We start from the raw sequence: 20,094 nt of genomic DNA on the forward strand, positions 1-20,094 counted from the left end.
AAGACCCGCCCCTCATGCCGAACCTCCCCCGCGACCGCTTCGACGATCTGCCCCACGACCTCGAGAGGGTCGGGGCGCACCGTGCTCGCCCGGTCAAGGGCCGCGGCTGGTTCGTCTTCGCCTGGGCCGCGCTCGCGACCGGTCTGCTGGTCGGCGGCGGCGTGATCGCCCTCGGGGTGCTGAACGACAGCTTCCAGTTCACGAACCCGTCGCCCGCGGCGACCTCCGAGGCGGAGCCGACGGCCGGCGCCACGGACGAGCCGTCGCCCAGCCCGACGGCCCCCGCCGGCACCGCCGCCGCCGACGTCGACCCGTCGGTCACCATCGCCGTGCTCAACGGCACGGCGACCGCGGGTCTCGCGACCGCGGCCAGCGCCGATCTGACGGCCGCCGGCTACACCGTGGCGACGCAGGGCAACGCCGGCGACACGTCGGCCTCGACCTCGACCGTCTACTACGCCGACCCGGCCGACGAGGGCGTGGCCCTCGGCCTCGCCCAGACGCTCGGCATCTCGGCGACGGCCGCGAGCTCGGCCTTCCCGAACGCGTCGGTGACCGTCGTGCTCGGCACCGACTTCACCCCCTGAGGGCCGACGAGCCGAGGAGGCGCGGTGCGCGCTCGTCCCGCACCGCGCCTCCCCGGCTCGCCGCATGTTACGGCCGTGTTTAAAGTCGGGTGATTCCCGCTCGGCGGGGGCTCCCCGGTCTTCTATTCGAGTCCGTCTCAGCATTAGCATGCGAGAACCGGCCGACTCATGCGCCGCACCATCACAGCAACAAAGGGGAACGAGAAATGGCCAACGGAACCGTCAAGTGGTTCAACGCCGAGAAGGGCTTCGGCTTCATCACGGTCGAGGGAGGCGGACAGGACGTCTTCGTGCACTACTCCGCCATCGACATGAGCGGCTACAAGGTGCTCGAGGAGGGCCAGGCGGTCGTCTTCGACGTCGGCACCGGCAGCAAGGGCCCCCAGGCGGAGTCCGTCCGACTCGCCTGAGCCTCCGAGCGGGGTCGCCGACGACCCTCGCCCATCACGACGCCGCCCCGGGAAACCGCGGCGGCGTCGTCGTGTCCCCGGTGCCGCCGTCGGCCCTCCCCGTCACTTGCACTCTCACCTGGCGAGTGCCAGAATCGTTGCTGGCACTCGCGACACGTGAGTGCCAATGCTTCTGCTTCATGACGTCCGGGAGGGACGAAAAACACACATGGCTAAGATCATTGCTTTTGACGAAGAGGCCCGTCGTGGCCTCGAGCGTGGCCTGAACATCCTGGCCGACGCGGTTAAGGTCACCCTCGGCCCGCGTGGTCGCAACGTCGTCCTCGAGAAGAAGTGGGGCGCCCCCACCATCACGAACGACGGCGTGTCCATCGCCAAGGAGATCGAGCTCGACGACCCCTTCGAGAAGATCGGCGCGGAGCTCGTCAAGGAGGTCGCGAAGAAGACCGACGACGTCGCCGGCGACGGAACGACCACCGCCACCGTCCTCGCGCAGGCCCTGGTCCGCGAAGGACTCCGCAACGTCGCCGCCGGCGCCGACCCCATCTCGCTGAAGCGCGGCATCGAGAAGGCCGCTGCGGCCGTCTCGGCCCAGCTGCTCGCCGACGCGAAGGACATCGAGACCAAGGAGCAGATCGCTGCCACGGCCTCGATCTCCGCCGCCGACCCCACCATCGGCGCGCTCATCGCCGAGGCGATCGACAAGGTCGGCAAGGAGGGCGTCGTCACCGTCGAGGAGAGCAACACCTTCGGCACCGAGCTCGAGCTCACCGAGGGCATGCGCTTCGACAAGGGCTACCTGTCGCAGTACTTCGTCACCGACCCCGAGCGCCAGGAGGCCGTCTTCGAAGACGCCTACGTGCTCATCGTCAACTCGAAGATCTCGAACATCAAGGATCTCCTCCCCATCGTCGACAAGGTGATCCAGAGCGGCAAGCAGCTGCTCATCATCGCCGAGGACGTCGACGGCGAAGCCCTCGCGACCCTCGTCGTCAACAAGATCCGCGGCATCTTCAAGTCGGTCGCCGTCAAGGCCCCCGGCTTCGGCGACCGTCGCAAGGCGCAGCTGCAGGACATCGCGATCCTCACCGGCGGTCAGGTCATCGCCGAAGAGGTCGGCCTCAAGCTCGAGAACGCGACGCTCGACCTGCTCGGTCGTGCCCGCAAGGTCGTCATCACCAAGGACGAGACGACCATCGTCGAGGGCGCCGGCGACCCCGAGCAGATCGCGGGCCGCGTCCGTCAGATCCGCAGCGAGATCGAGGCGACCGACAGCGACTACGACCGTGAGAAGCTCCAGGAGCGCCTCGCGAAGCTGGCCGGCGGCGTGGCCGTCATCAAGGCCGGTGCCGCGACCGAGGTCGAGCTGAAGGAGCGCAAGCACCGCATCGAGGACGCCGTCCGCAACGCGAAGGCCGCCGTCGAAGAGGGCATCGTCGCCGGTGGTGGCGTCGCGCTCATCCAGGCCGGCAAGACCGCTCTCGCCGAGCTGCAGCTCGAGGGTGACGAGGCCACGGGTGCGAACATCGTCCGTGTCGCCATCGACGCTCCCCTGAAGCAGATCGCCTTCAACGCGGGCATGGAGCCCGGCGTCGTCGCCGACAAGGTCCGCGGCCTGCCCATCGGACACGGCCTCAACGCCGCGACCGGCGAGTACGTCGACATGATCGCCGCCGGCATCATCGACCCCGCCAAGGTCACGCGTTCGGCTCTGCAGAACGCCGCCTCGATCGCCGGTCTGTTCCTCACGACCGAGGCCGTCGTCGCCGAGAAGCCCGAGAAGAACCCGGCCCCGGCCGGCGACCCCACGGGTGGCATGGACTTCTAGTCCGCACCGCTCCACCGCACCACCACAAGGGCGGCTCTCCTCCGGGGGAGCCGCCCTTCGGCGTCCCCGCCGCGGCACCCCGGAACCCGCGCGGCACCCCGAAAGCCGCGCAGCACCCCGGAACCCGCGCAGCACCCCGAGAGATGGGGGTGTTGCGCGGGTTTCGGGGTGTGGGGTGCGAGCGGCGGGCGCCGCGGGCCGCGGGCGGCTAGGCGGGCTGCGGGCCGGCCGCGGGGGCGGTGGTGACGGCGGCGTCGGCGGGCATCAGGGGCAGGGCCACCTGGAACGTGGCGCCGCCGCCGGGGGTGTCGCGCACGTCGACGCTGCCGCCGTGGGCTGCCACGATGCCCGAGACGATGGCGAGCCCCAGCCCGCTGCCCCCGGTGTCGCGGGTGCGCGACGAGTCGGCGCGCCAGAACCGCTGGAAGATCTTCTCGCGGATCTGCGGCGGGATGCCCTCGCCGTGGTCGACGATCGCGAACGTGGCGACGCCGCGACCCGGGTCCGACTGCACGACGATCTCGATCGGACTGTCGTGCTCCGTGAAGCGCATCGCGTTGCCCATCAGGTTGGTGATCACCTGACGGATCTTGTTCTCCTCGCCGACGACGATGGCGTGCGCCTCGTCGAGGGGGGTCTGCTCGACGGGCACGGCCGCCGTGCTGCCGTCCGCGTTGCGGACGCCGCGGGCGCGGAGGCTCCGGAGGCGCGCGAGGGTGGCTCCGGCGAACGTAGCCGGTGCGCCGCCCGCCGTCGCTGACCCCGACGCGGCGGGCGTCACCGGGCCGGTGGTCCGGCTCTCGACCGGGAGGCCGGGCGCCGCGTCGATCGCGGGCTCGGCCGCCTCGCCGTCATCCGCCGGGGTGGCCGAGGGGACGACCGGGTCGAGCACGAGCACCTCGATGTCGCGGTCGGGGTTCGAGGCCATCGTGTCGAGGGCGGAGTCGCGGGCGAGCTGCACGAGATCGACCGGGCCGAGCTCGAGCGGCTTCGACTCGTCGAGGCGTGCGAGCTGGAGGAGGTCCTGGACGAGCACGCCCATCCGGATGGCCTCCTTCTCGATGCGCTCCATGGCCTGGGCGACGTCCTCCGGCTTGGTCAGGGCGCCCATCCGGTACAGCTCGGCGTAGCCGCGGAGGCTGACGAGCGGGGTCCGGAGTTCGTGGCTCGCGTCGCCGACGAACCGGCGCATCTGGTCGATGGTCTTCGCCCGGTCGTCGAAGGCGTCGTCGATGCGGTTCAGCATCGTGTTGAGCGACCGGTTGAGCCGACCGACCTCGGTGTTCGGCGTCGTCGAGTCGAGCCGCTGGCTGTAGTCGCCGTCGGCGAAGCGCGCCGCCGTGGCCTCGACGTCGCGGAGGGGGGAGAAGGTCGACGTGACGAGCAGCCGGGTGAGGGCGGCGCCGAGCACGACGACGGAGACGCCGAAGCCGAGGAAGATCCCGCCGAAGCGGTTGATGGTCGCATTGGTCGCCGCGAGGTTGGTGCCCGTGACGATGGTGGCGTCGATGGTCTGCGTCGCACCGCTCGTCGAGGTGAGGGTCAGCGGCTTGACGGTCGCGTAGACGCGCCACTCCTGGTCGTGCGTGCGGTTGTCGACGCTCTGCGCCTCGCCGCCCGCGGACTCGGCGACGGTCACGCCGGCGAGCACCGGGCCGACGCCGTCCTCGAGCAGATCGCTCGTGTCGCAGATCATGCTGCCGTCGGGGTTGAGGATCGCGAGGTAGCTCGACTTGTCGCCGAAGTTGATGGTGCACGACGTGCCGTTGCGCGACGCCCCCGTGAAGCTGTCGGCCGACGTCTTCAGCTGGGTGTCGACCTGGCCGTAGAGGTACGTGCTCAGCACGGTCATGGTGCCGAGCCCGGCGACCAGGAGCCCGAGGGTCACCAGGGTCACCGTGATCCCGGTGATCTTCGTGCGGATGGAGATCTCGTTCCACCACTGCGAGAGGCGTGCGTGCATAAGGGCGAACGATACCGAGGACGCCTGGGAGCCGAGGCCCCCGGGCGTCCGCCTCGATCTCGCGGGCGGCTAGCCCTTCGAGGCCTTCAGCATGTAGCCGAAGCCGCGCTTGGTCTGGATGATCGGCTCGGCCGAGAACTGGTCAAGCTTGCGACGCAGGTACGAGATGTAGCTCTCGACGATGCCGGCGTCTCCGTTGAAGTCGTACTCCCAGACGTGGTCGAGGATCTGAGCCTTCGACAGCACGCGGTTGGGGTTCAGCATGAGGTAGCGCAGCAGCTTGAACTCGGTGGGGCTGAGCTCGATGGCGGTCTCGCCGATGGTGACCTCGTGGGTGTCCTGATCCATCGTGAGCTCGCCGGCGCGGATGATGGCGTCTTCGTCCTCGTTCATGGTGCGGCGGAGGATCGCCTTGATGCGGGCGACGATCTCGTCGAGGCTGAAGGGCTTCGTGACGTAGTCGTCGCCTCCGACGGTGAGGCCGGTGATCTTGTCTTCGGTGTCGTCCTTCGCCGTCAGGAACAGGATCGGCGACGTGTAGCCCGACGAGCGGAGGCGCTTGGTGACGCCGAAGCCGTTCATGTCGGGGAGCATCACGTCGAGGATGATCAGATCGGGCTCCTCCTCGAGGACGGCCGAGATGGCCTGCGCCCCGTTGCCGACGGCCCGGACGGCGAAGCCGGCGAAGCGGAGGCTCGTGGTCAGGAGGTCGCGGATGTTCGGTTCGTCGTCGACGATAAGGATCTTGGGGCCGTCACTCATGGTGCAAGTATCTGCGCGCCTCCTCGGCGTTGCCTGTGAGCAGGAGGCACGTCCGCCGTATGCGGACACGGTGTCGGCAGTCAGGAAGCCGAGTCGTCCCATTCGATGTTCGGCACGAGGGCGATGCGGGTCGTCAGCTCGAGCAGCTCGTCGGGCACGGCCAGGGAGAAGTCGACGCCCTCGCGGTGCTCCAGCACGGCCGTGTAGCCGGAGGCGCGGGTGATCTGCCATCCCGGGAACTCCTCGACGGGCGCGGCGACGACCCGCGCCTCCTCGGCGTCGTCGGTGGCACCGATCGCGGTGAGACCGGCGAAGAGGTGGTCCTTCACGGGCGAGCCGGCGAGGAGGTCGCTGCGATCGAGCACCTCGGGGTCGGGACTCCACGTCACGATGCTGAGCATGGAGCCGGCGTGCAGACCGCCCTGCACCTCGTAGGTCCGCTCGACGGAGACGACGACCGAATCGTCCCAGGGGGCCAGGCGGGCGTTCTGCCCGCGGAACTCGATCGCGTCGTGGTCGAGGGAGGCGACCAGCGGCCCGAACGTCGCGAACGGCGCCTGGTCGGCCGCGAAGACCCGGCGGAGCCCGTCGCGCCAGAGGTCGTCGTCGCCGAGGGGGAGGTCGCCCTGACGGCCGCCCTCGTCGGAGGCGTGCTCGTCGGCACCGGGGTCGCCCGGCTCGAGAGGGCCGCTCATGCGGCGAGGGCGGGGGAGTCGAGGATCGTGTAGCTGTAGCCCTGCTCGGCCAGGAACCGCTGCCGGTTCTGCGCGAAGTCCTGATCGACCGTGTCGCGGCTGACGAGCGTGTAGAACGACGCCGGGAGCCCCGACTTCTTGGGCCGGAGGAGGCGACCGAGACGCTGGGCCTCTTCTTGCCGCGAGCCGAACGAGCCGCTGACCTGGATGGCCACGGTCGCCTCGGGCAGGTCGACGGAGAAGTTCGCCACCTTCGAGACGACGAGCACCTTCACCTCGCCGTCGCGGAACGCCTGGTAGAGGCGCTCGCGCTCGTCGATGGGGGTCGCGCCCGTGAGGGTCGGCGCGTCGAGCGTCTCGGCCAGCTGCTCGAGCTGATCGAGGTACTGGCCGATCACCAGGATCTGCTCGCCGGAGTGCCGTGCGACGAGGTCGCGCACGACCCCGAGCTTGGCCGGGGCTGTCGCCGCGAGACGGTACCGCTCGTCGTCGGGGGCGGCGGCGTACTCGAGCCGCGCCTCCTGGGGCAGATCGACCCGCACCTCGTAGCAGGAGGCCGGCGAGATGTAGCCCTGCGCCTCGATCTCCTTCCACGGAGCGTCGAACCGCTTGGGCCCGATGAGACTGAAGACGTCGCTCTCGCGGCCGTCCTCGCGGACGAGCGTCGCCGTGAGGCCGAGTCGGCGGCGGGCCTGCAGCTCGGCCGTCAGCTTGAAGACCGGAGCGGGGAGGAGGTGCACCTCGTCGTAGACCACCAGGCCCCAGTCGAGCGCGTCGAGCAGCGACAGGTGCGTGTACTTGCCCCCGCGCCGGGCGGTCAGGATCTGGTACGTCGCGATGGTGACGGGCTTGACCTCCTTCACCGAGCCGGAGTACTCGCCGATCTCGTCCTCCGTCAGCGTCGTCCGCTTGAGGAGCTCGTCGCGCCACTGCCTCGCCGAGACGGTGTTCGTCACGAGGATGAGGGTGGTCGTCCCGGCCGCCGCCATCGCGCCCGCGCCGACCAGTGTCTTGCCGGCGCCGCAGGGGAGCACGACGACGCCCGAGCCGCCGTCGAAGAAGTTGTCGATGGCCTTCTGCTGGTAGTCGCGGAGGTGCCAGTCGCTCTCGTCGAGTCCGATCTCGTGCGGCGTGCCCGGGGTGTAGCCCGCGTGGTCCTCCGCCGGCCAGCCGAGCTTCACGAGCTGCTGCTTGACCTCGCCGCGCGCCCACGGCAGGAGCTCCCAGACCGTGTCGCTGCGACGGACGCCGAGCAGCTCGCCGATCTTCTTCACGCGCGTGACCTCGCGCAGCACGGTGTCGTCGGTGCCGCGCAGCACGAGGGTGTCGCCGTCGCGCTCGATGACGATGCGGCCATAGCGCGCGACCGTCTCGGCGATGTCGACGGTGACGCTCTGCGGCACGGGGAACTTCGAGTACGTCTCGAGGGTGCCCAGCATGTCGTCGGCGGTGTGACCCGCGGCACGGGCGTTCCACAGGCCGAGCCGGGTGATGCGGTAGGTGTGCACGTGCTCGGGCGCCCGCTCGAGCTCGGCGAAGACCGAGAGATCGTGACGCGCGTCTTCGGCCTGGGGGTGCGCGACCTCGAGCAGGACGGTGCGATCGCTCTGGACGATCAGGGGGCCGGTCATGAGGGTCGAGTCTAGGCGCGCCTCCTGCGGTCGTTGTCAGGTGGGCCGGTGCCGCCCCGCGACGCCCGGGTCGGCGCGAGCCGGACACCGCGGCGCCCGGGTCAGCGCGAGCTGGACACCGCGACGACGTGCGACAGCGGCAGCGTGCGCTCGACGTCGGACTTCTTGTCGCGACCGCGCAGACGCCCGCCGCCGACGCCCGTGGGCTCCATGTCGAGGGTCGAAGTGGAGCCGTCGGGCTGCGCGATCGTCAGGGTGACCGTCAAGCGGCCCTTGACCGCGGCGTCCAGCTGACGGGCGATCCACGCCCGGTCGGTGGACTCGTCGCTGCCCTCGCTGTCGGAGGTCAGACGCTCGACCATCTCGCGGAGCTGATCGCGCGCCGGGACCGGGACGGGGCGACGGGGGCGACGCCGCAGCGGCGGCGTCACCGACGAACCCGAGTCGTCGAGGACGACGACGGGGTACCGCTCGTCGCCCAGCGCCCAGAACACGGTGTCGCGCTCGAAGCGGCTGGCGATGCGGAGGCCGTCGATCCGTCGGAGCGCCAGCGGAGCCAGGGCGTGGTCGACCTCGAGCGTGTCGATGCTCGTGTGATCGTCGGCCTCGACGAGGGTGAGGGCGTCGCCGGGGAAGCCCGGGGCGCCCGGTTCGATGCTCGAGACGCGGAACCTCCCGTGGCGCTCGGCGGACTGCTGCACGAGGTAGTCGAGCGGCTGGGGGATGCCGGTCGCCGAGATGCCCGACAGGAACTCGCGGAGGCTGTCCGCCGTCTCGCCGGCGCTCAGCGCCCGCTGCACGCCCCCCTCGGTGATGCGGTACGTCGCCGCGAGCCCGGCGCTCTCGACGTCGGCGATCACCCGGAGGCGCGCATCGAGCGCCGGAGCGAGCGGGCCGGGCGACACCACGGTGAGGTCGTGCTGGAGGTAGACCTGCTCGACGGCGTCGGGCAGCAGATCGGCCACGCGGGCCCGCGCCGCGGCCGGGCCCTCGTGGAACAGCGCGAGCGCCGCCGAGGTGGGGACCCCGCCGGAGCTCAGCCCGAGCAGCTCGGCCGACCGCGAGAAGGCGGCGAGGCGCTCGGGCACCCAGGCCGCCCCCGCCGGGTAGGCCCAGAGCGTGTACTCGCGGAGCGGCTCGCCCCACGACGTCTCGACCCGCTGCCGCAGCACGGCGACGATCTCGGGCGGGAGCGAGTCCACCCACGAGCGGGTCAGGGCCTCCCAGCGATCGGGCCACGACGACGCCAGCCAGTCGGACGAATCGTCGGTGACGACCCACCCGTCCGGGCTCGTCCGCGCGAGCCCGGCGCGGGTCGTGATGCCGAGCAGGGTGGCGACGTCGTCGGCGTCGACCCGCGCGGCCTCGGCGAGACGGCGTGCCTCGGGCAGCGCCAGGCCGCCCTTGGCCAGCTCGCGGGCCGGTGACAGCTCGAGCGCCCGGAGGATCTCGGCGACCTCGATCACGACGGCGTAGAGACGCTCGGCGGAGCGGGCGTCGACGGCCTCGCGGTCGATCTCGGCGACCGCCTCGAGCACCACCGGCGGGCGCTCGTCGGCCAGACGGTCGGCCGAGAGCAGGGGATCGTCGTCGAGACGCTCGCCGACGGCGTCGGGGGTGGCGACGACGCGGTCGGAGCCGTCGCCCGACGGGACGAGCAGGAAGAGATCGACCAGGTGGTCGATCGCCGCGTCGACGGGAGACAGGGCGTCGTCGTCGGAGTCGGCGAGTCGATCGGCGAGGGTCGTCGCGTCGGCGGGGACGCGGGCGGACTGGAGGACCCGCAGCTCGGTGCGGTCGAGCCGCGACAGGACGTCTCGGACGGACGCCGGCTCGAGCAGGACGTCGGCCAGGTCGAACGCGTCGTGGACCGACGCGGGGCGGAGCTGCCGCGCCGCGAGGCGACGGAGCAGATCGTCCGCCGGGGCGCCGCGGAGCACGCCCGCGAGATCGAGTGCACTGGTCATTGGGGTCGACCTCCGAAGATTGCGCAGCCGGGTGCTGCGTCTACCGTGTGGTGCCCCGGTTCTCTCGCACCCGTCGAGCGCCACTGGCGACGACGTACGCGATGATCAGCAGCATGGCCAGCGGGAGGCCGATGAGCGGCAGGACGCTGACCGCCGGCCAGATCCCCGTCGTGTAGTCGGAGACCCCGGCGACGGAGCCCATCAACCGCACGACGAAGGCGACGATCGACAGCACGACGATCGCCGCGATCATGAAGATCAGCACGCGTTCAGTACGATGGACGCTCGTCGGCGCGCTCTTGTCGGTCTTCTCAGCCACCTGCACAGGATAGCGGGGGCGCGCCTCGACCTCTCGCTCTAAGCTGAGGTCGCTCTCACCCCACCTCTTCTAGGAGTCAAGTCATGCCCACCGGCAAGGTCAAGTTCTACGACGATGAGAAGGGCTTCGGCTTCATCACCAGCGATGACGGCCACGAGGTCTTCCTCCACGCGTCGGCCCTGCCCGCCGGCACCGTGGGTGTCAAGGCGGGGACCCGTCTCGAGTTCGGCATCGCCGACGGCAAGCGCGGCGCCCAGGCGCTCTCGGTGCGCGTGCTCGAGGCCGCCCCGAGCCTCGCGAAGATGAGCCGCCGGTCCGCCGACGACATGGCCGTCATCGTCGAGGACCTCGTGAAGGTGCTCGACAAGGCCGGCGGAGACCTCCGTCATGGTCGCTACCCGCAGAACGGCGCTCGCATCGCCGTCCTCCTCCGGACCGTCGCCGACTCGTTCGATGCCTGACGCCGTGACCACCCCCTGGTCCGACCTCGCCCGTCGCGCCCTGCTCGAGATCACCCCCGACGAGACCATCGGCGCCGAGGCTCCCGCGGTCGAGGACGAGCCCGGCGTCACCTCCGTGCGCTTCGCCACCCTGCTGCCCGGATACCCCGGCTGGTTCTGGACGGTCAGCGTCGCGCACCTCGAGGGCGAGGAGCCCTCGGTGCTCGAGGCCGAGCTGCTTCCCGGCGACAGCGCGCTCATCGCACCCGACTGGGTGCCGTGGGCCGATCGCCTCGCCGAGATGCAGGCCCAGGAGGCGCGCGAGGGTGCCGAGGGTGACGACGACTCGGACGATGACGACGACTCCGACGATGACGATGACGACGACGAGTCGGACGACGATGACGAGTCCGACGACGACGAGTCGGACGGCTCGGACGACGAGGCGCCTCACGGCAGCATCGTCCACGGGGGCGACGTCGACGGGGTCGACATCGACGACCTGGACGTCTCGGACGACGACGAGTCGGACGACGACGAGTCGGACGACGACGAGTCGGACGACGACGAGTCCGACGACGACGAGTCGGGCGACGACGAGTCCGACGACGAGGACGGCTCGGACGACGAGGAGCCCCAGGGCGGCGCATCGCGCGGCGAGAGCTCCGGCAGGCCGCGGAGGCGCCGGCGACGGTAAACGGTCCCGGGGGCGTTCACCGCGCCTCCTCGGCATCAGACCGGTGCCGGACGACGAAGACCCCCGTGCGGAACACGGGGGTCTTCGTCGTCGAGGGGCGTCAGGCGGACAGGGCACCCACCACGTGGTCGATGGAGCGGATCAGCTGACGCACGTCGTCGGGCTCGATGGCCGCGAAGGTGGCGACGCGCAGCTGGTTGCGACCCAGCTTGCGGTAGGGCTCGGTGTCGACGATGCCGTTCTGGCGCAGGATCTTCGCGACGGCCGCGGCGTCGATCGACTGGGCGAAGTCGATGGTGGCGACGACCTGCGAGCGGTGCGACGGGTCGACGACGAACGGCGTCGCGTACTCCGACGCGGTCGCCCAGTCGTAGAGGGCCGACGACGACTCGCGCGTGCGGGCGTCCATGCCGGCGAGGCCGCCGTTGTCGAGCATCCAGCGGGTCTGGTCTTCGAGGAGCAGCAGGGTGGTGAGGGCCGGGGTGTTCAGCGTCTGGTTCAGGCGCGAGTTGTCGACCGCGTTCTTGAGGCTGAGGAACTCGGGGATGTACCGGCCGCTCGCGGCGATGCGCTCGACGCGCTCGATCGCCGCGGGGGAGAGGAGGGCGAGCCAGAGGCCGCCGTCGCTCGCGAAGTTCTTCTGCGGGGCGAAGTAGTAGACGTCGGCCTGCGCGGCGTCGAAGTCGATGCCGCCCGCGGCGCTCGTGGCGTCGACGACGGTCAGGGCGCCCGGGTCGCCGACGACACGGGTGACGGGGGCCATCACGCCGGTGGAGGTCTCGTTGTGCGGCCAGGCGTAGACGTCGACGCCCTCGAGCACCTCGACCTCGGCCAGGGCGCCGCCCTCTGCGGTGATCACGTGGGGGGACTCGAGCCACGGGGCCGCGTTCGCCTTGGCGAACTTCGAGCCGAACTCGCCGAACGAGAGGTTCTCGGCGCGCTTCTCGACGAGACCGAAGGCCGCGGCGTCCCAGAAGGCGGTCGAGCCGCCGTTGCCGAGCACGACCTCGTAGCCGTCGGGGATGCGGAAGAGCTCGCCGAGATCGGCGCGGACCCGGCCGACCAGGTCTTTGACCGGGGCCTGGCGGTGCGAGGTGCCGAGGAGGGACGCCCCCGACGTGACGAGGTGCTCGAGCTGCGCGCCGCGGATCTTCGACGGCCCGCAGCCGAATCGACCGTCGGTGGGCAGGAGGTCAGTGGGAATCGAGATGTCCGCCATGGGTCGATCCTAGTGAGGCGGCGGAGGCCGCATCGTGCAGCGACTAGGCTGACGGGGTAGTCCACGCGTTCCACCGGGAGGCCCCTGTTGACCGATCTCGTCGACACGACAGAGATGTACCTGCGCACGATCCTCGACCTCGAAGAAGAGAACATCGTGCCGCTGCGTGCGCGCATCTCCGAGCGACTCGGCCACTCCGGTCCGACCGTCTCGCAGACGATCGCCCGCATGGAGCGCGACGGTCTCGTCGTCGTCTCCGGTGACCGCCACCTCGAGCTGACGCACGACGGTCGCAGCAAGGCGACGCACGTGATGCGCAAGCACCGTCTCGCCGAGCGCCTCCTCGCCGACGTCATCGGCCTCGACTGGGCGTACGTCCACGACGAGGCCTGCCGGTGGGAGCACGTGATGAGCGAGCAGGTCGAGCGTCGCCTGCTCGAGATGCTCGACCACCCGACCGAGTCGCCCTACGGCAACCCCATCCCCGGGCTCGACGAGCTCGGCGACTCGCCCGCCGGGCGGTTCCTCGACGGCGTCGTCAACCTCGTGCAGGTCGTCGCCGAGAACGCCGAGGGCGTCACCCGGCCGATCCGCCGCCTGGCGGAGCCCGTGCAGTTCGAGCCCGAGCTGCTCCAGCAGCTGCAGAACGCCGGCGTCACCCCCGGTGGCGTGGCCACCGTCACCTCCGCGGGCTCGTACGTCTTCGTGCAGGTGGAGGGTCATGACGAGGGGCTCGAGCTGCCCAACGAGGTCGCGCAGCACATCTACGTGTCGAGCTGATCCCCAGCCTGCGGTCAGCTGGTTATCAATTCGTTACAAATATCCGTCTCGAGGATGATTCGGGGCCCTGTTTCGCGTAAGGTCGCAGAGTCCCGCGGCCAGGAAGCCGGTGGCGGGATCCCCGGCACGACGTCTCTCCACTCCCGTCTCGTGCCCTGAGTCGTTGATCCTGACGAATGGACGGGGGCAGTGACCCTAGCGCTGCCGAGACGCCGGAGAACCACCCTCTTGACCCAGCCTGTTCCCGCCCGACACGAGAACGAGCAGCCGAAGACCGCTGCCCTCCGCACCCCCGCCGACCTCCCCACGCGCTCCTCCCTGCGCCGGGCCGCCGCGGCACCGGCTCCGCGCCGCCGCACGAGCGCTCGCCGGACCGCCGTCTCGGTGACGGTGATGACGCTCACGGCAGGCCTGTTCGGCACGTTGGCCCTCCCCGCCTTCGCCCAGACGCCCGGAGCGAACGAGGCCGCCGGCGTCTCGTCGGAGTCCGCCGCGACGGCCGCCCTCGCCACCTCGCGGACCGCCGACGCGCAGACCATCTCCGTCGCCGACGACGTCACCGCAGCCGACGCCGGCCGCGACGGCTACACGGCGACCTCGCAGGCGACGCTCGATCAGGCGGCCGCAGCGGCCGCCGAGGCCGTGCAGCGCGAGCAGGAGCGTGCCGAGCTCGCCGAGCAGGCCGCGAGCTACACCGGGCCCACCGCCTCCGAGTACGTCGCGACCGCGACCGAGGCCACGTCGTCGACGTCGGCCGCGGCAGCCGCCGCTCCGGCCGCCGGTGCCGCGACCCCCGGGGCCTTCAGCCTCGACGCCGTCTACCAGACGGCCCTGCAGTACCTCGGCACCCCCTACGTCTACGGCGGCGCCACGCCCGCCGGGTTCGACTGCTCGGGCTTCATCATGTTCGTCTACGCCCAGTACGGCATCTCGCTGCCGCACTCGGTGCCCGCCCAGGGGGCGCTCGGCACGCCGATCTCGGCCGCCGAGGCCCAGCCCGGCGACGTCATCATCTTCAACGACGGCTCGCACGACGGCTTCTACGCGGGGAACGGGATGATCCTCGACGCGCCGAAGCCCGGCGGCGTCGTCAGCGTGCGGCCGCTGTGGACGGACGCCGTGCACTACGTGCGGTTCGGGGTCTGACGACCCGCGCCTCCTCGGCTGACGTCTTGGGGCGGGCCGTCGTCTGAACAGGCTGTGAAGAGCCGCCGTGGGTCTTGGCACGGCGGCTCTTCGGGGTTAACCTGGCGATCTCGGAGTACCGCTGAGACCAGGAGAGTCACATGCCTCGCACGACCGCCGCTCGCACCATGGGTGCGCGGACGCACGAGCACATACGACACCCCGCCGACCGATAGAGCACTGCCCTGAGGGGCGGTGCTTTTTTCGTGCGGCGAGTCCCTCCTCCCGGCCCGCGCCGGTGGCTGCGAGACGCATCGAATCCCTGGAAGCCGTCCAGGGTGCTTCGAAAGGGACAGCATGCGCACTCTCGTTCTCAACGCCGGCTTCGAACCGCTGGCCGTGGTGTCCGATCGGCGGGCCCTCGTGCTCGTCATGACCCAGAAGGCGACCATCGTGTCGGCCGACGCCCGGCATCCGGTGCTCGCGGCCCGCGCCTCGTACGACCGGCCGTCGGTGATCGTGCTGACCCGGTACGTGAGGATCCCGCACGGGCGGACGATCCCCGTCTCGCGCCGAGGGGTGCTGCGGCGCGACGCCCACCACTGCGCCTACTGCGGACGCGGCGCGACCACGATCGACCACGTGCAGCCGCGGTCGCGCGGCGGCGCCGACAGCTGGGAGAACCTCGTCGCCTGCTGCCTCAAGTGCAACAACCTCAAGAGCGACCGGACGCCCGCCGAGATGGGATGGTCGCTGCGGTGGACGCCCAAGGCGCCGCACGGGGTCGGCTGGGTCGTCCGCGGGGTCGAGCGGCCGCAGGCGGAATGGGACGAGTTCCTGGCCGCCGCCTAGGGTGCGGCCACGGGCACCTCGATCGCACCGGACGGGGGGAGGCGCGGGTTCGGTAGACTCGGCGGGTCAGCCTCTGTAGCTCAATGGAAGAGCAGTTCCGTCCTAAGGAAAGGGTTGGGGGTTCGAGTCCCTCCAGGGGCACCCCGACGACGCTTCGCGTCGACCTGCCCCTGAAGGGACCCGAACCCCCGCGGCCACGCGCTTCGCGCGCTCGACTCGGGCGTGGGGCGGCGGGTCAGCGGGCGGCGGGTGCCTTCGAGCGGAGGCGCGCCACGAAGAACAGCACGGCGCCCGCGGCGAGCAGGATGCCTCCGAAGAGCCAGACCTGGCCGCTCTGCTGCGTGAGCAGCAGCACGCACGAGGCCACGCCGAGCACCGGCACGGCCGTCCACACCCGGAAGTGCTCGTGCTCGACCTCGTCGCGACGCAGCACGAGCACCGCCACGTTCGTGCTGATGAAGACGAACAGCAGCAGCAGCACGACGGTCTCGGCGAGCGTGCCGATGTCGCCGATCAGCGTCAGCCCCATCGCGACGGCCGTCGTCACGAGGATCGCCGCCCAGGGAGTCTTACGCCGCGGCAGCACGGCGCCGAGCGCGCGGGGCAGCAGCCCCTGCTCCGCCATGCCGAAGGTCACGCGGCTCGCCATGATCATCGTCAGCAGGGCGCCGTTCGCGACCGCGACCAGGGCGATCAGGCTGAAGACCCACTCGGGGATCCCGGCACCCGAGGCCGACACGACGTCGAGCAGCGGTCCGGTCGAGTCGGACAGCTCCGACGCGGGCAGGGCGATGGAGCTGGCGAGCCCCACCAGCACGTAGACGACACCGGCCGTGATCAGCGAGGCGAAGAGGGCGCGAGGGTAGACGCGCGACGGATCACGCACCTCCTCGGCGATGTTGGCGCTCGTCTCGAAGCCGACGAACGAGTAGTACGCGATGATCGCTGCACCCAGCGTCGCGATCGCGGGGTTCGCGTCGACGGGGAACTCGCCGATCCGGCTGACGTCGCCGCCCCCGCCGCCGAGCATCATCGCCACGACGGCGATCACGACGACGAGGCCCGAGACCTCGATCACCGTCATGACGACGTTGCCCTTGAGCGACTCGCTGATGCCCCGCGCGTTCAGGCAGGCCACCAGGGCGAGGAACGCGATCGCCGTCGGCACCGGCGGCAGGTCGATGAACGTGCCGAGGTAGTCGCCCGCGAAGGCCAGCGAGAGACCGGCTGCGCTCGTCACCCCGGCGGCGAGCATGCTGAACCCGACCAGGAACGAGATGATCGGCTGACGGAAGGCGCGCTCGGCGAAGATCGCCGCGCCTCCTGCCTTCGGGTACTTCGTGACCAGCTCGGCGTACGAACCGGCCGTCAGCAGCGCCAGCAGCAGCGCGAGCAGCAACGGCGCCCAGAGCGCCCCGCCGACCTCGGCCGACAGCGTGCCCATCAGCGCGTAGATCCCCGCACCGAGCACGTCGCCGAGGATGAACAGGTACAGCAGCGGCCCGGTGATCGCCTGCTTCAGCTTCGACGGCGAGCTGTCGGACGGCGCGGGGGCGCTGGTGGGGGCGGGCGTGCTCATGGGTCTCCTCGAGGTCTGGTGCATCGGTCAGTCAATGCGGAAACGGCCGCGGAGGCGCGGGTCCGCTCCCTGAGGCCGCAAGGGGTTGACAACGGGGGTGCGCTTCTGGTCGGCGGTCGGCACGGAGCCGGAGCCGGAGCCGGAGCCGGAGCCGGAGCCGGAGCCTGGGCCGGAGCCGGAGCCGGAGGCGGAGCCCGGGCCGGACGCGGGTACCCTCGGCGAGGCGCGTATCGGCGCGCGATCGACGGAGGACGAGGAGGCGCGGTGACCGACGACCCGGCATCCCACCCTCGCGAAGGCCACCGCTCACGGCCCTCCGCCACCCGGCCCCTCCACCTGCGGTGGAGCTCGCTCGGGCTCGTCGCGCTCGGCGGCATGGTGGGGACCGCGCTGCGCGAGGGGCTGGCGCTGACGTTCGCCGCGCCTCCCGGGGGGTTCCCCGTCGCGATCCTGGTCATCAACCTCGTCGGGTCGTTCGCGTTGGGTCTGCTGCTCGAGTCGCTGGTGCGCCGGGGCTCGGACGAGGGGCGGCGGCGGATGGCGCGGCTGCTCGTCGGCACGGGGCTGATCGGCGGTTTCACCACGTACAGCGCCTTCGCGGTCGACGTGGGGCTGCTCGGATCGGGCGGCGGCCTCGTGATCGCATTCGCCTACGCCGTGTCGTCGGTGGTGCTCGGGACCCTCGCCGCCGGGGCCGGCATCGCCCTGGCCGGACGCATGCGCCGACGCGTCGACCCCCGCCCGCCTCGACACGGGCGGGGAGGCGCGGCATGACCGGCCCGCTCGTCTTCGTCGCCATCGCGCTCGCGGGCGGGGTGGGCGCGGCGCTGCGCCTCGTCGTCGACGGGATGGTGCGGTCGGCGATCGCGGCGCGGACGCGGGCCGACTCGACGGCGCGACGCCTGCCGCTCGGCACCGCGCTCATCAACGTGACGGGGTCGTTCGCCCTCGGGCTGCTGGCCGGGCTGGCGTCGACGAGCGGGGTCTCGCACGAGGTGCTGCTCGTCGCGGGCGGAGGACTGATCGGCGGATACACGACGTTCAGCACGGCGAGCGTCGAGACCGCCCGACTGCTCGCGGAGGGGCGCCGCGGCGCCGGCGTGCTGAACGTCGTCGGCGTGCTGGTGCTGTCGGTCGGGGCCGCCGTGCTCGGGGTGGCGCTCGGCGGCTGAGCCCGTGCGGGGCGGGCGCTCAGCGGCGCTCGGCGGGGTAGACCTCGGCGGCGGCGCGGTCGAACGAGAACCAGACGGGGCGCCCGACGTGGTCGTCGAGCTCCGCGGCTCGCCTCGGACCGAGGTCGGCCGACAGCAGCGCGCCCCGCACCCGGACGACGTCGCCGCGCGGTTCGAGGTCGAGCAGCTCGCCGCGGACGCATTCTCGCGAGGGGTCGTCGGGCCGATCGAACGACACGGTGACCAGCGCAGGAGGCACGGCGAACGACACGGCGCCTCCTTCCGTCATGAGGAGGTCGGCTCCCGGGCCGGTGCCGACGCCGAGGCGGGTGTCGGCGTCGACGCGCACCGCGCCCCGGTCGACGACCCCGGTGACGAGGTTGACGCCGGCGAGACGCGCGGCGAAGCGCGTGCGCGGACGGTCGAAGACCTCGGTCGGCGTCCCCTCGTCGACGACGCGACCGCCTTCGACGAGGACGACGCGATCCGCGAGCGTGTACGCGTCGAGCGCGTCGTGCGTGACGATCATCACGGTGCGGTCGGCGAGCACGCGCCGCAGGGTCCGCCGCAGAGCGGGCGTCACGACCACGTCGAGCGCCGCCAGGGGCTCGTCGAGCAGCAGGACCCCCGGCTCCGATGCGAGCGCCCGCGCGACGGCGACCCGCTGAGCCTGGCCGCCCGAGAGCTCGCCCGGGTGCCTGCCCGCGAGATCGAGGACCCCCACCTCGTCGAGCCGGCGCCGGGCCGTCCGGCGCGCCTCGTCGGCGGGGCGGCCTGCGCTGCGGGGGCCGAACGCCACGTTCTCGAGCACGGTCAGGTGCGGGAAGAGCAGCGGCTCCTGCGCCAGGAGCGAGACGCCGCGGAGGTGCGGTGCGAGCCACGACGACGCGTCGCCCCGGTCGCGACCCGCCTCGGAGAGCACGGTGCCGTCGAGGGCGATCCGACCCGCGTCGGGTCGGACGAGCCCGGCGACGGCGCCGAGCAGCGTCGACTTGCCCGCGCCGTTCGGGCCGAGCACGGCCACCGTCTCGCCCGGCTCGACGACGAGGCGGAGGTCGACGTCGCGCTCGTCGACCCGGAGGGTCACCTCGAGACGACGCGCAGGCGCGGCGGGCGGGGCGGTGCCCGCCGGAGCGTCATCCGCTCGCGGGCCGTCGTCGGCGCGGCCGGGCGCCTCCGCCGACGGGCGGTCCGTGGGCGCCGCCCCGCGGGTGGGCGCGAACCCGCCGACCCGATGCGCGACCGCGACGATCACGACGGCGACGACGACCAGCACGAGCGAGAGGACCACGGCGGTGTCGGGGTCGGTCTCGCGCTGCAGGTAGATCTCGAGGGGGAGCGTGCGGGTCGTGCCCTGCAGGCTGCCGGCGAAGGTCAGCGTCGCTCCGAACTCGCCGAGGGCCCGGGCGAACGACAGCACGGCGCCCGAGATGACCGCGGGCAGCACGAGGGGCAGCGTGACGCGGCGCAGCGCGGTCGTCGGTCGAGCGCCCAGGGTGGCGGCCACGACCTCGTACCGCGTGCCGACGGTGCGCAGGGCGCCCTCGAGGCTGAGCACGAGGAACGGCAGGGCGACGAAGGTCTGCGCCAGGACGACCGCCGTCGTCGAGAACGCGATCTCGACGCCGAGCACGTCGAGCACCCCGCCGAGCAGACCCCGCCGGCCGAACGTGTAGAGCAGTGCGATGCCCCCGACGACGGGTGGGAGGACGAGCGGCAGCAGGACGAGTGCCCGCAGCAGCTGCTGCCCGCGGAATCGCGCTCGTGCCAGCACGACGGCCATCGGGACGCCGAAGACGACGCAGAGGACGGTCGCGGCGACGGATGTGCGGAGGCTGAGGAGGAGGGCCGAGAGCGACGACTCCGACGTGACGAGGGGGATGAAGCGGTGCCAGTCCACCCGCAGCACCATCGCGGCCAGGGGCAGCACCACGAACGCGGCGCCCACGGCGGCCACGATCAGCACGCCCGCCGGGATCCCGGTGGCGGGTACGCGGCTCATGGGCGCGCGGCGGACACGACCACGGCTCACCGGATCGGCTCCCACCCAGCGGCGGCAGGAGACCGG

19 protein-coding genes, 1 tRNA gene and 1 pseudogene are annotated in these 20,094 nt (G+C 71.7%); 11 read left to right on the forward strand and 10 right to left on the reverse strand.

Features of this window, described 5'->3' with window-relative positions; genetic code table 11:
* Window positions 1-14 precede the first annotated feature (14 nt).
* The 3 genes from ASF89_RS03900 to groL all read left to right on the forward strand — a co-directional run bounded on the left by ASF89_RS03900 (window position 15) and on the right by groL (window position 2,825).
* Complete coding sequence (locus ASF89_RS03900) at window positions 15-587, forward strand: LytR C-terminal domain-containing protein (RefSeq protein WP_055800376.1); 573 nt, start codon at window positions 15-17, stop codon at window positions 585-587.
* 206 nt (window positions 588-793) lie between these two features.
* On the forward strand, window positions 794-997 hold the full coding sequence (locus ASF89_RS03905; RefSeq protein ID WP_055800379.1) for a cold-shock protein: 204 nt from the start codon (window positions 794-796) through the stop codon (window positions 995-997).
* A gap of 208 nt (window positions 998-1,205) precedes the next feature.
* A complete protein-coding gene (groL, locus tag ASF89_RS03910) occupies window positions 1,206-2,825 on the forward strand; it encodes a chaperonin GroEL (protein WP_055800382.1) in 1,620 nt (539 codons plus the stop codon).
* 208 nt (window positions 2,826-3,033) lie between these two features.
* On the opposite strand, the gene ASF89_RS03915 is transcribed toward groL, so the two are convergent.
* The 6 genes from ASF89_RS03915 to ASF89_RS03940 all read right to left on the reverse strand — a co-directional run bounded on the left by ASF89_RS03915 (window position 3,034) and on the right by ASF89_RS03940 (window position 10,162).
* On the reverse strand, window positions 3,034-4,788 hold the full coding sequence (locus ASF89_RS03915) for a cell wall metabolism sensor histidine kinase WalK (RefSeq protein WP_055800385.1): 1,755 nt from the start codon (window positions 4,786-4,788) through the stop codon (window positions 3,034-3,036).
* Window positions 4,789-4,857: 69 nt separating this feature from the next.
* On the reverse strand, window positions 4,858-5,550 hold the full coding sequence (locus tag ASF89_RS03920) for a response regulator transcription factor (RefSeq protein WP_055800388.1): 693 nt from the start codon (window positions 5,548-5,550) through the stop codon (window positions 4,858-4,860).
* Between the two features lie 80 nt (window positions 5,551-5,630).
* Window positions 5,631-6,245, reverse strand: coding sequence for a hypothetical protein (locus ASF89_RS03925; protein ID WP_055800391.1), 615 nt, complete (start codon window positions 6,243-6,245; stop codon window positions 5,631-5,633).
* A complete protein-coding gene (locus ASF89_RS03930) occupies window positions 6,242-7,876 on the reverse strand; it encodes a DNA repair helicase XPB (RefSeq protein WP_055800394.1) in 1,635 nt (544 codons plus the stop codon). The genes ASF89_RS03925 and ASF89_RS03930 overlap by 4 nt, the downstream gene beginning before the upstream one ends.
* A 101-nt stretch (window positions 7,877-7,977) precedes the next feature.
* Complete coding sequence (locus tag ASF89_RS03935; protein ID WP_055812188.1) at window positions 7,978-9,843, reverse strand: helicase-associated domain-containing protein; 1,866 nt, start codon at window positions 9,841-9,843, stop codon at window positions 7,978-7,980.
* Between the two features lie 40 nt (window positions 9,844-9,883).
* A complete protein-coding gene (locus tag ASF89_RS03940) occupies window positions 9,884-10,162 on the reverse strand; it encodes a multidrug ABC transporter ATPase (protein ID WP_156357422.1) in 279 nt (92 codons plus the stop codon).
* A gap of 83 nt (window positions 10,163-10,245) precedes the next feature.
* Between ASF89_RS03940 and ASF89_RS03945 the strand changes: the two genes are divergently transcribed.
* Together ASF89_RS03945 and ASF89_RS03950 are read left to right on the forward strand one after the other, a co-directional pair.
* Window positions 10,246-10,623: a cold-shock protein gene (locus ASF89_RS03945; RefSeq protein ID WP_055800403.1), complete on the forward strand. Its 378-nt coding sequence runs from the start codon at window positions 10,246-10,248 to the stop codon at window positions 10,621-10,623.
* Window positions 10,616-11,299 (forward strand): DUF3027 domain-containing protein, encoded by a 684-nt coding sequence (locus ASF89_RS03950; RefSeq protein WP_082489757.1) that lies wholly within the window; start codon window positions 10,616-10,618, stop codon window positions 11,297-11,299. Before ASF89_RS03945 ends, ASF89_RS03950 begins: the two co-directional genes overlap by 8 nt.
* A 100-nt stretch (window positions 11,300-11,399) precedes the next feature.
* On the opposite strand, the gene serC is transcribed toward ASF89_RS03950, so the two are convergent.
* Entirely contained in the window at window positions 11,400-12,518 is a 1,119-nt protein-coding gene (gene serC / locus ASF89_RS03955) for a phosphoserine transaminase (protein ID WP_055800408.1), read from the reverse strand.
* An 87-nt stretch (window positions 12,519-12,605) separates the two neighbouring features.
* Here serC and ASF89_RS03960 point away from each other — a divergent pair, with 87 nt between their 5' ends.
* The 4 genes from ASF89_RS03960 (at window position 12,606) to ASF89_RS03975 (ending at window position 15,416) form a co-directional block, all read left to right on the forward strand.
* Window positions 12,606-13,298 (forward strand): metal-dependent transcriptional regulator, encoded by a 693-nt coding sequence (locus ASF89_RS03960; protein ID WP_055800411.1) that lies wholly within the window; start codon window positions 12,606-12,608, stop codon window positions 13,296-13,298.
* A gap of 228 nt (window positions 13,299-13,526) precedes the next feature.
* Window positions 13,527-14,444: a C40 family peptidase gene (locus tag ASF89_RS03965; RefSeq protein ID WP_156357423.1), complete on the forward strand. Its 918-nt coding sequence runs from the start codon at window positions 13,527-13,529 to the stop codon at window positions 14,442-14,444.
* A 336-nt stretch (window positions 14,445-14,780) separates the two neighbouring features.
* Window positions 14,781-15,275, forward strand: coding sequence for an HNH endonuclease (locus ASF89_RS03970; protein WP_055800417.1), 495 nt, complete (start codon window positions 14,781-14,783; stop codon window positions 15,273-15,275).
* A 69-nt stretch (window positions 15,276-15,344) separates the two neighbouring features.
* Window positions 15,345-15,416 (forward strand) — tRNA-Arg (locus ASF89_RS03975).
* Between the two features lie 94 nt (window positions 15,417-15,510).
* Here ASF89_RS03975 and ASF89_RS03980 read toward each other — a convergent pair.
* Window positions 15,511-16,854 (reverse strand): APC family permease, encoded by a 1,344-nt coding sequence (locus tag ASF89_RS03980; RefSeq protein ID WP_055812191.1) that lies wholly within the window; start codon window positions 16,852-16,854, stop codon window positions 15,511-15,513.
* Window positions 16,855-17,118: 264 nt separating this feature from the next.
* Between ASF89_RS03980 and ASF89_RS03985 the strand changes: the two genes are divergently transcribed.
* Window positions 17,119-17,628 carry a CrcB family protein gene (locus tag ASF89_RS03985; RefSeq protein ID WP_055812194.1) on the forward strand — a complete coding sequence of 170 codons (510 nt, stop codon included), beginning with the start codon at window positions 17,119-17,121 and terminating at the stop codon, window positions 17,626-17,628.
* Window positions 17,625-18,026 (forward strand): CrcB family protein, encoded by a 402-nt coding sequence (locus tag ASF89_RS03990; protein WP_055812197.1) that lies wholly within the window; start codon window positions 17,625-17,627, stop codon window positions 18,024-18,026. The genes ASF89_RS03985 and ASF89_RS03990 overlap by 4 nt, the downstream gene beginning before the upstream one ends.
* Before the next feature lie 19 nt (window positions 18,027-18,045).
* Here the strand turns inward: ASF89_RS03990 and ASF89_RS16045 are convergent, their stop codons facing one another.
* Both ASF89_RS16045 and ASF89_RS16050 read right to left on the reverse strand, forming a co-directional pair.
* Window positions 18,046-19,281, reverse strand: a complete 1,236-nt coding sequence (locus ASF89_RS16045; protein ID WP_235476625.1) for a sulfate/molybdate ABC transporter ATP-binding protein — start codon at window positions 19,279-19,281, stop codon at window positions 18,046-18,048.
* Window positions 19,261-20,028 (reverse strand): annotated as a pseudogene (locus ASF89_RS16050) (ABC transporter permease); the annotation flags it as partial. The gene ASF89_RS16045 and the pseudogene ASF89_RS16050, both read right to left, overlap by 21 nt.
* Between the last annotated feature and the right edge of the window lie 66 nt (window positions 20,029-20,094).

Origin of the sequence: Frigoribacterium sp. Leaf172 (assembly GCF_001424285.1) — a bacterium.
Taxonomy (GTDB): domain Bacteria; phylum Actinomycetota; class Actinomycetes; order Actinomycetales; family Microbacteriaceae; genus Frigoribacterium.

Bases quoted from the DNA above. Each gene is read 5' to 3' on its own strand.
- ASF89_RS03980 (WP_055812191.1), bottom strand. From the start codon at position 16,854: ATGAGCACGCCCGCCCCCACCAGCGCCCCCGCGCCGTCCGACAGCTCG.
- serC (WP_055800408.1), bottom strand. From the start codon at position 12,518: ATGGCGGACATCTCGATTCCCACTGACCTCCTGCCCACCGACGGTCGA.
- ASF89_RS03945 (WP_055800403.1), top strand. From the start codon at position 10,246: ATGCCCACCGGCAAGGTCAAGTTCTACGACGATGAGAAGGGCTTCGGC.
- ASF89_RS03990 (WP_055812197.1), top strand. From the start codon at position 17,625: ATGACCGGCCCGCTCGTCTTCGTCGCCATCGCGCTCGCGGGCGGGGTG.
- ASF89_RS03935 (WP_055812188.1), bottom strand. From the start codon at position 9,843: ATGACCAGTGCACTCGATCTCGCGGGCGTGCTCCGCGGCGCCCCGGCG.
- ASF89_RS03930 (WP_055800394.1), bottom strand. From the start codon at position 7,876: ATGACCGGCCCCCTGATCGTCCAGAGCGATCGCACCGTCCTGCTCGAG.
- ASF89_RS03950 (WP_082489757.1), top strand. From the start codon at position 10,616: ATGCCTGACGCCGTGACCACCCCCTGGTCCGACCTCGCCCGTCGCGCC.
- ASF89_RS03920 (WP_055800388.1), bottom strand. From the start codon at position 5,550: ATGAGTGACGGCCCCAAGATCCTTATCGTCGACGACGAACCGAACATC.
- ASF89_RS03915 (WP_055800385.1), bottom strand. From the start codon at position 4,788: ATGCACGCACGCCTCTCGCAGTGGTGGAACGAGATCTCCATCCGCACG.
- groL (WP_055800382.1), top strand. From the start codon at position 1,206: ATGGCTAAGATCATTGCTTTTGACGAAGAGGCCCGTCGTGGCCTCGAG.
- ASF89_RS03970 (WP_055800417.1), top strand. From the start codon at position 14,781: ATGCGCACTCTCGTTCTCAACGCCGGCTTCGAACCGCTGGCCGTGGTG.
- ASF89_RS03905 (WP_055800379.1), top strand. From the start codon at position 794: ATGGCCAACGGAACCGTCAAGTGGTTCAACGCCGAGAAGGGCTTCGGC.
- ASF89_RS03900 (WP_055800376.1), top strand. From the start codon at position 15: ATGCCGAACCTCCCCCGCGACCGCTTCGACGATCTGCCCCACGACCTC.
- ASF89_RS03925 (WP_055800391.1), bottom strand. From the start codon at position 6,245: ATGAGCGGCCCTCTCGAGCCGGGCGACCCCGGTGCCGACGAGCACGCC.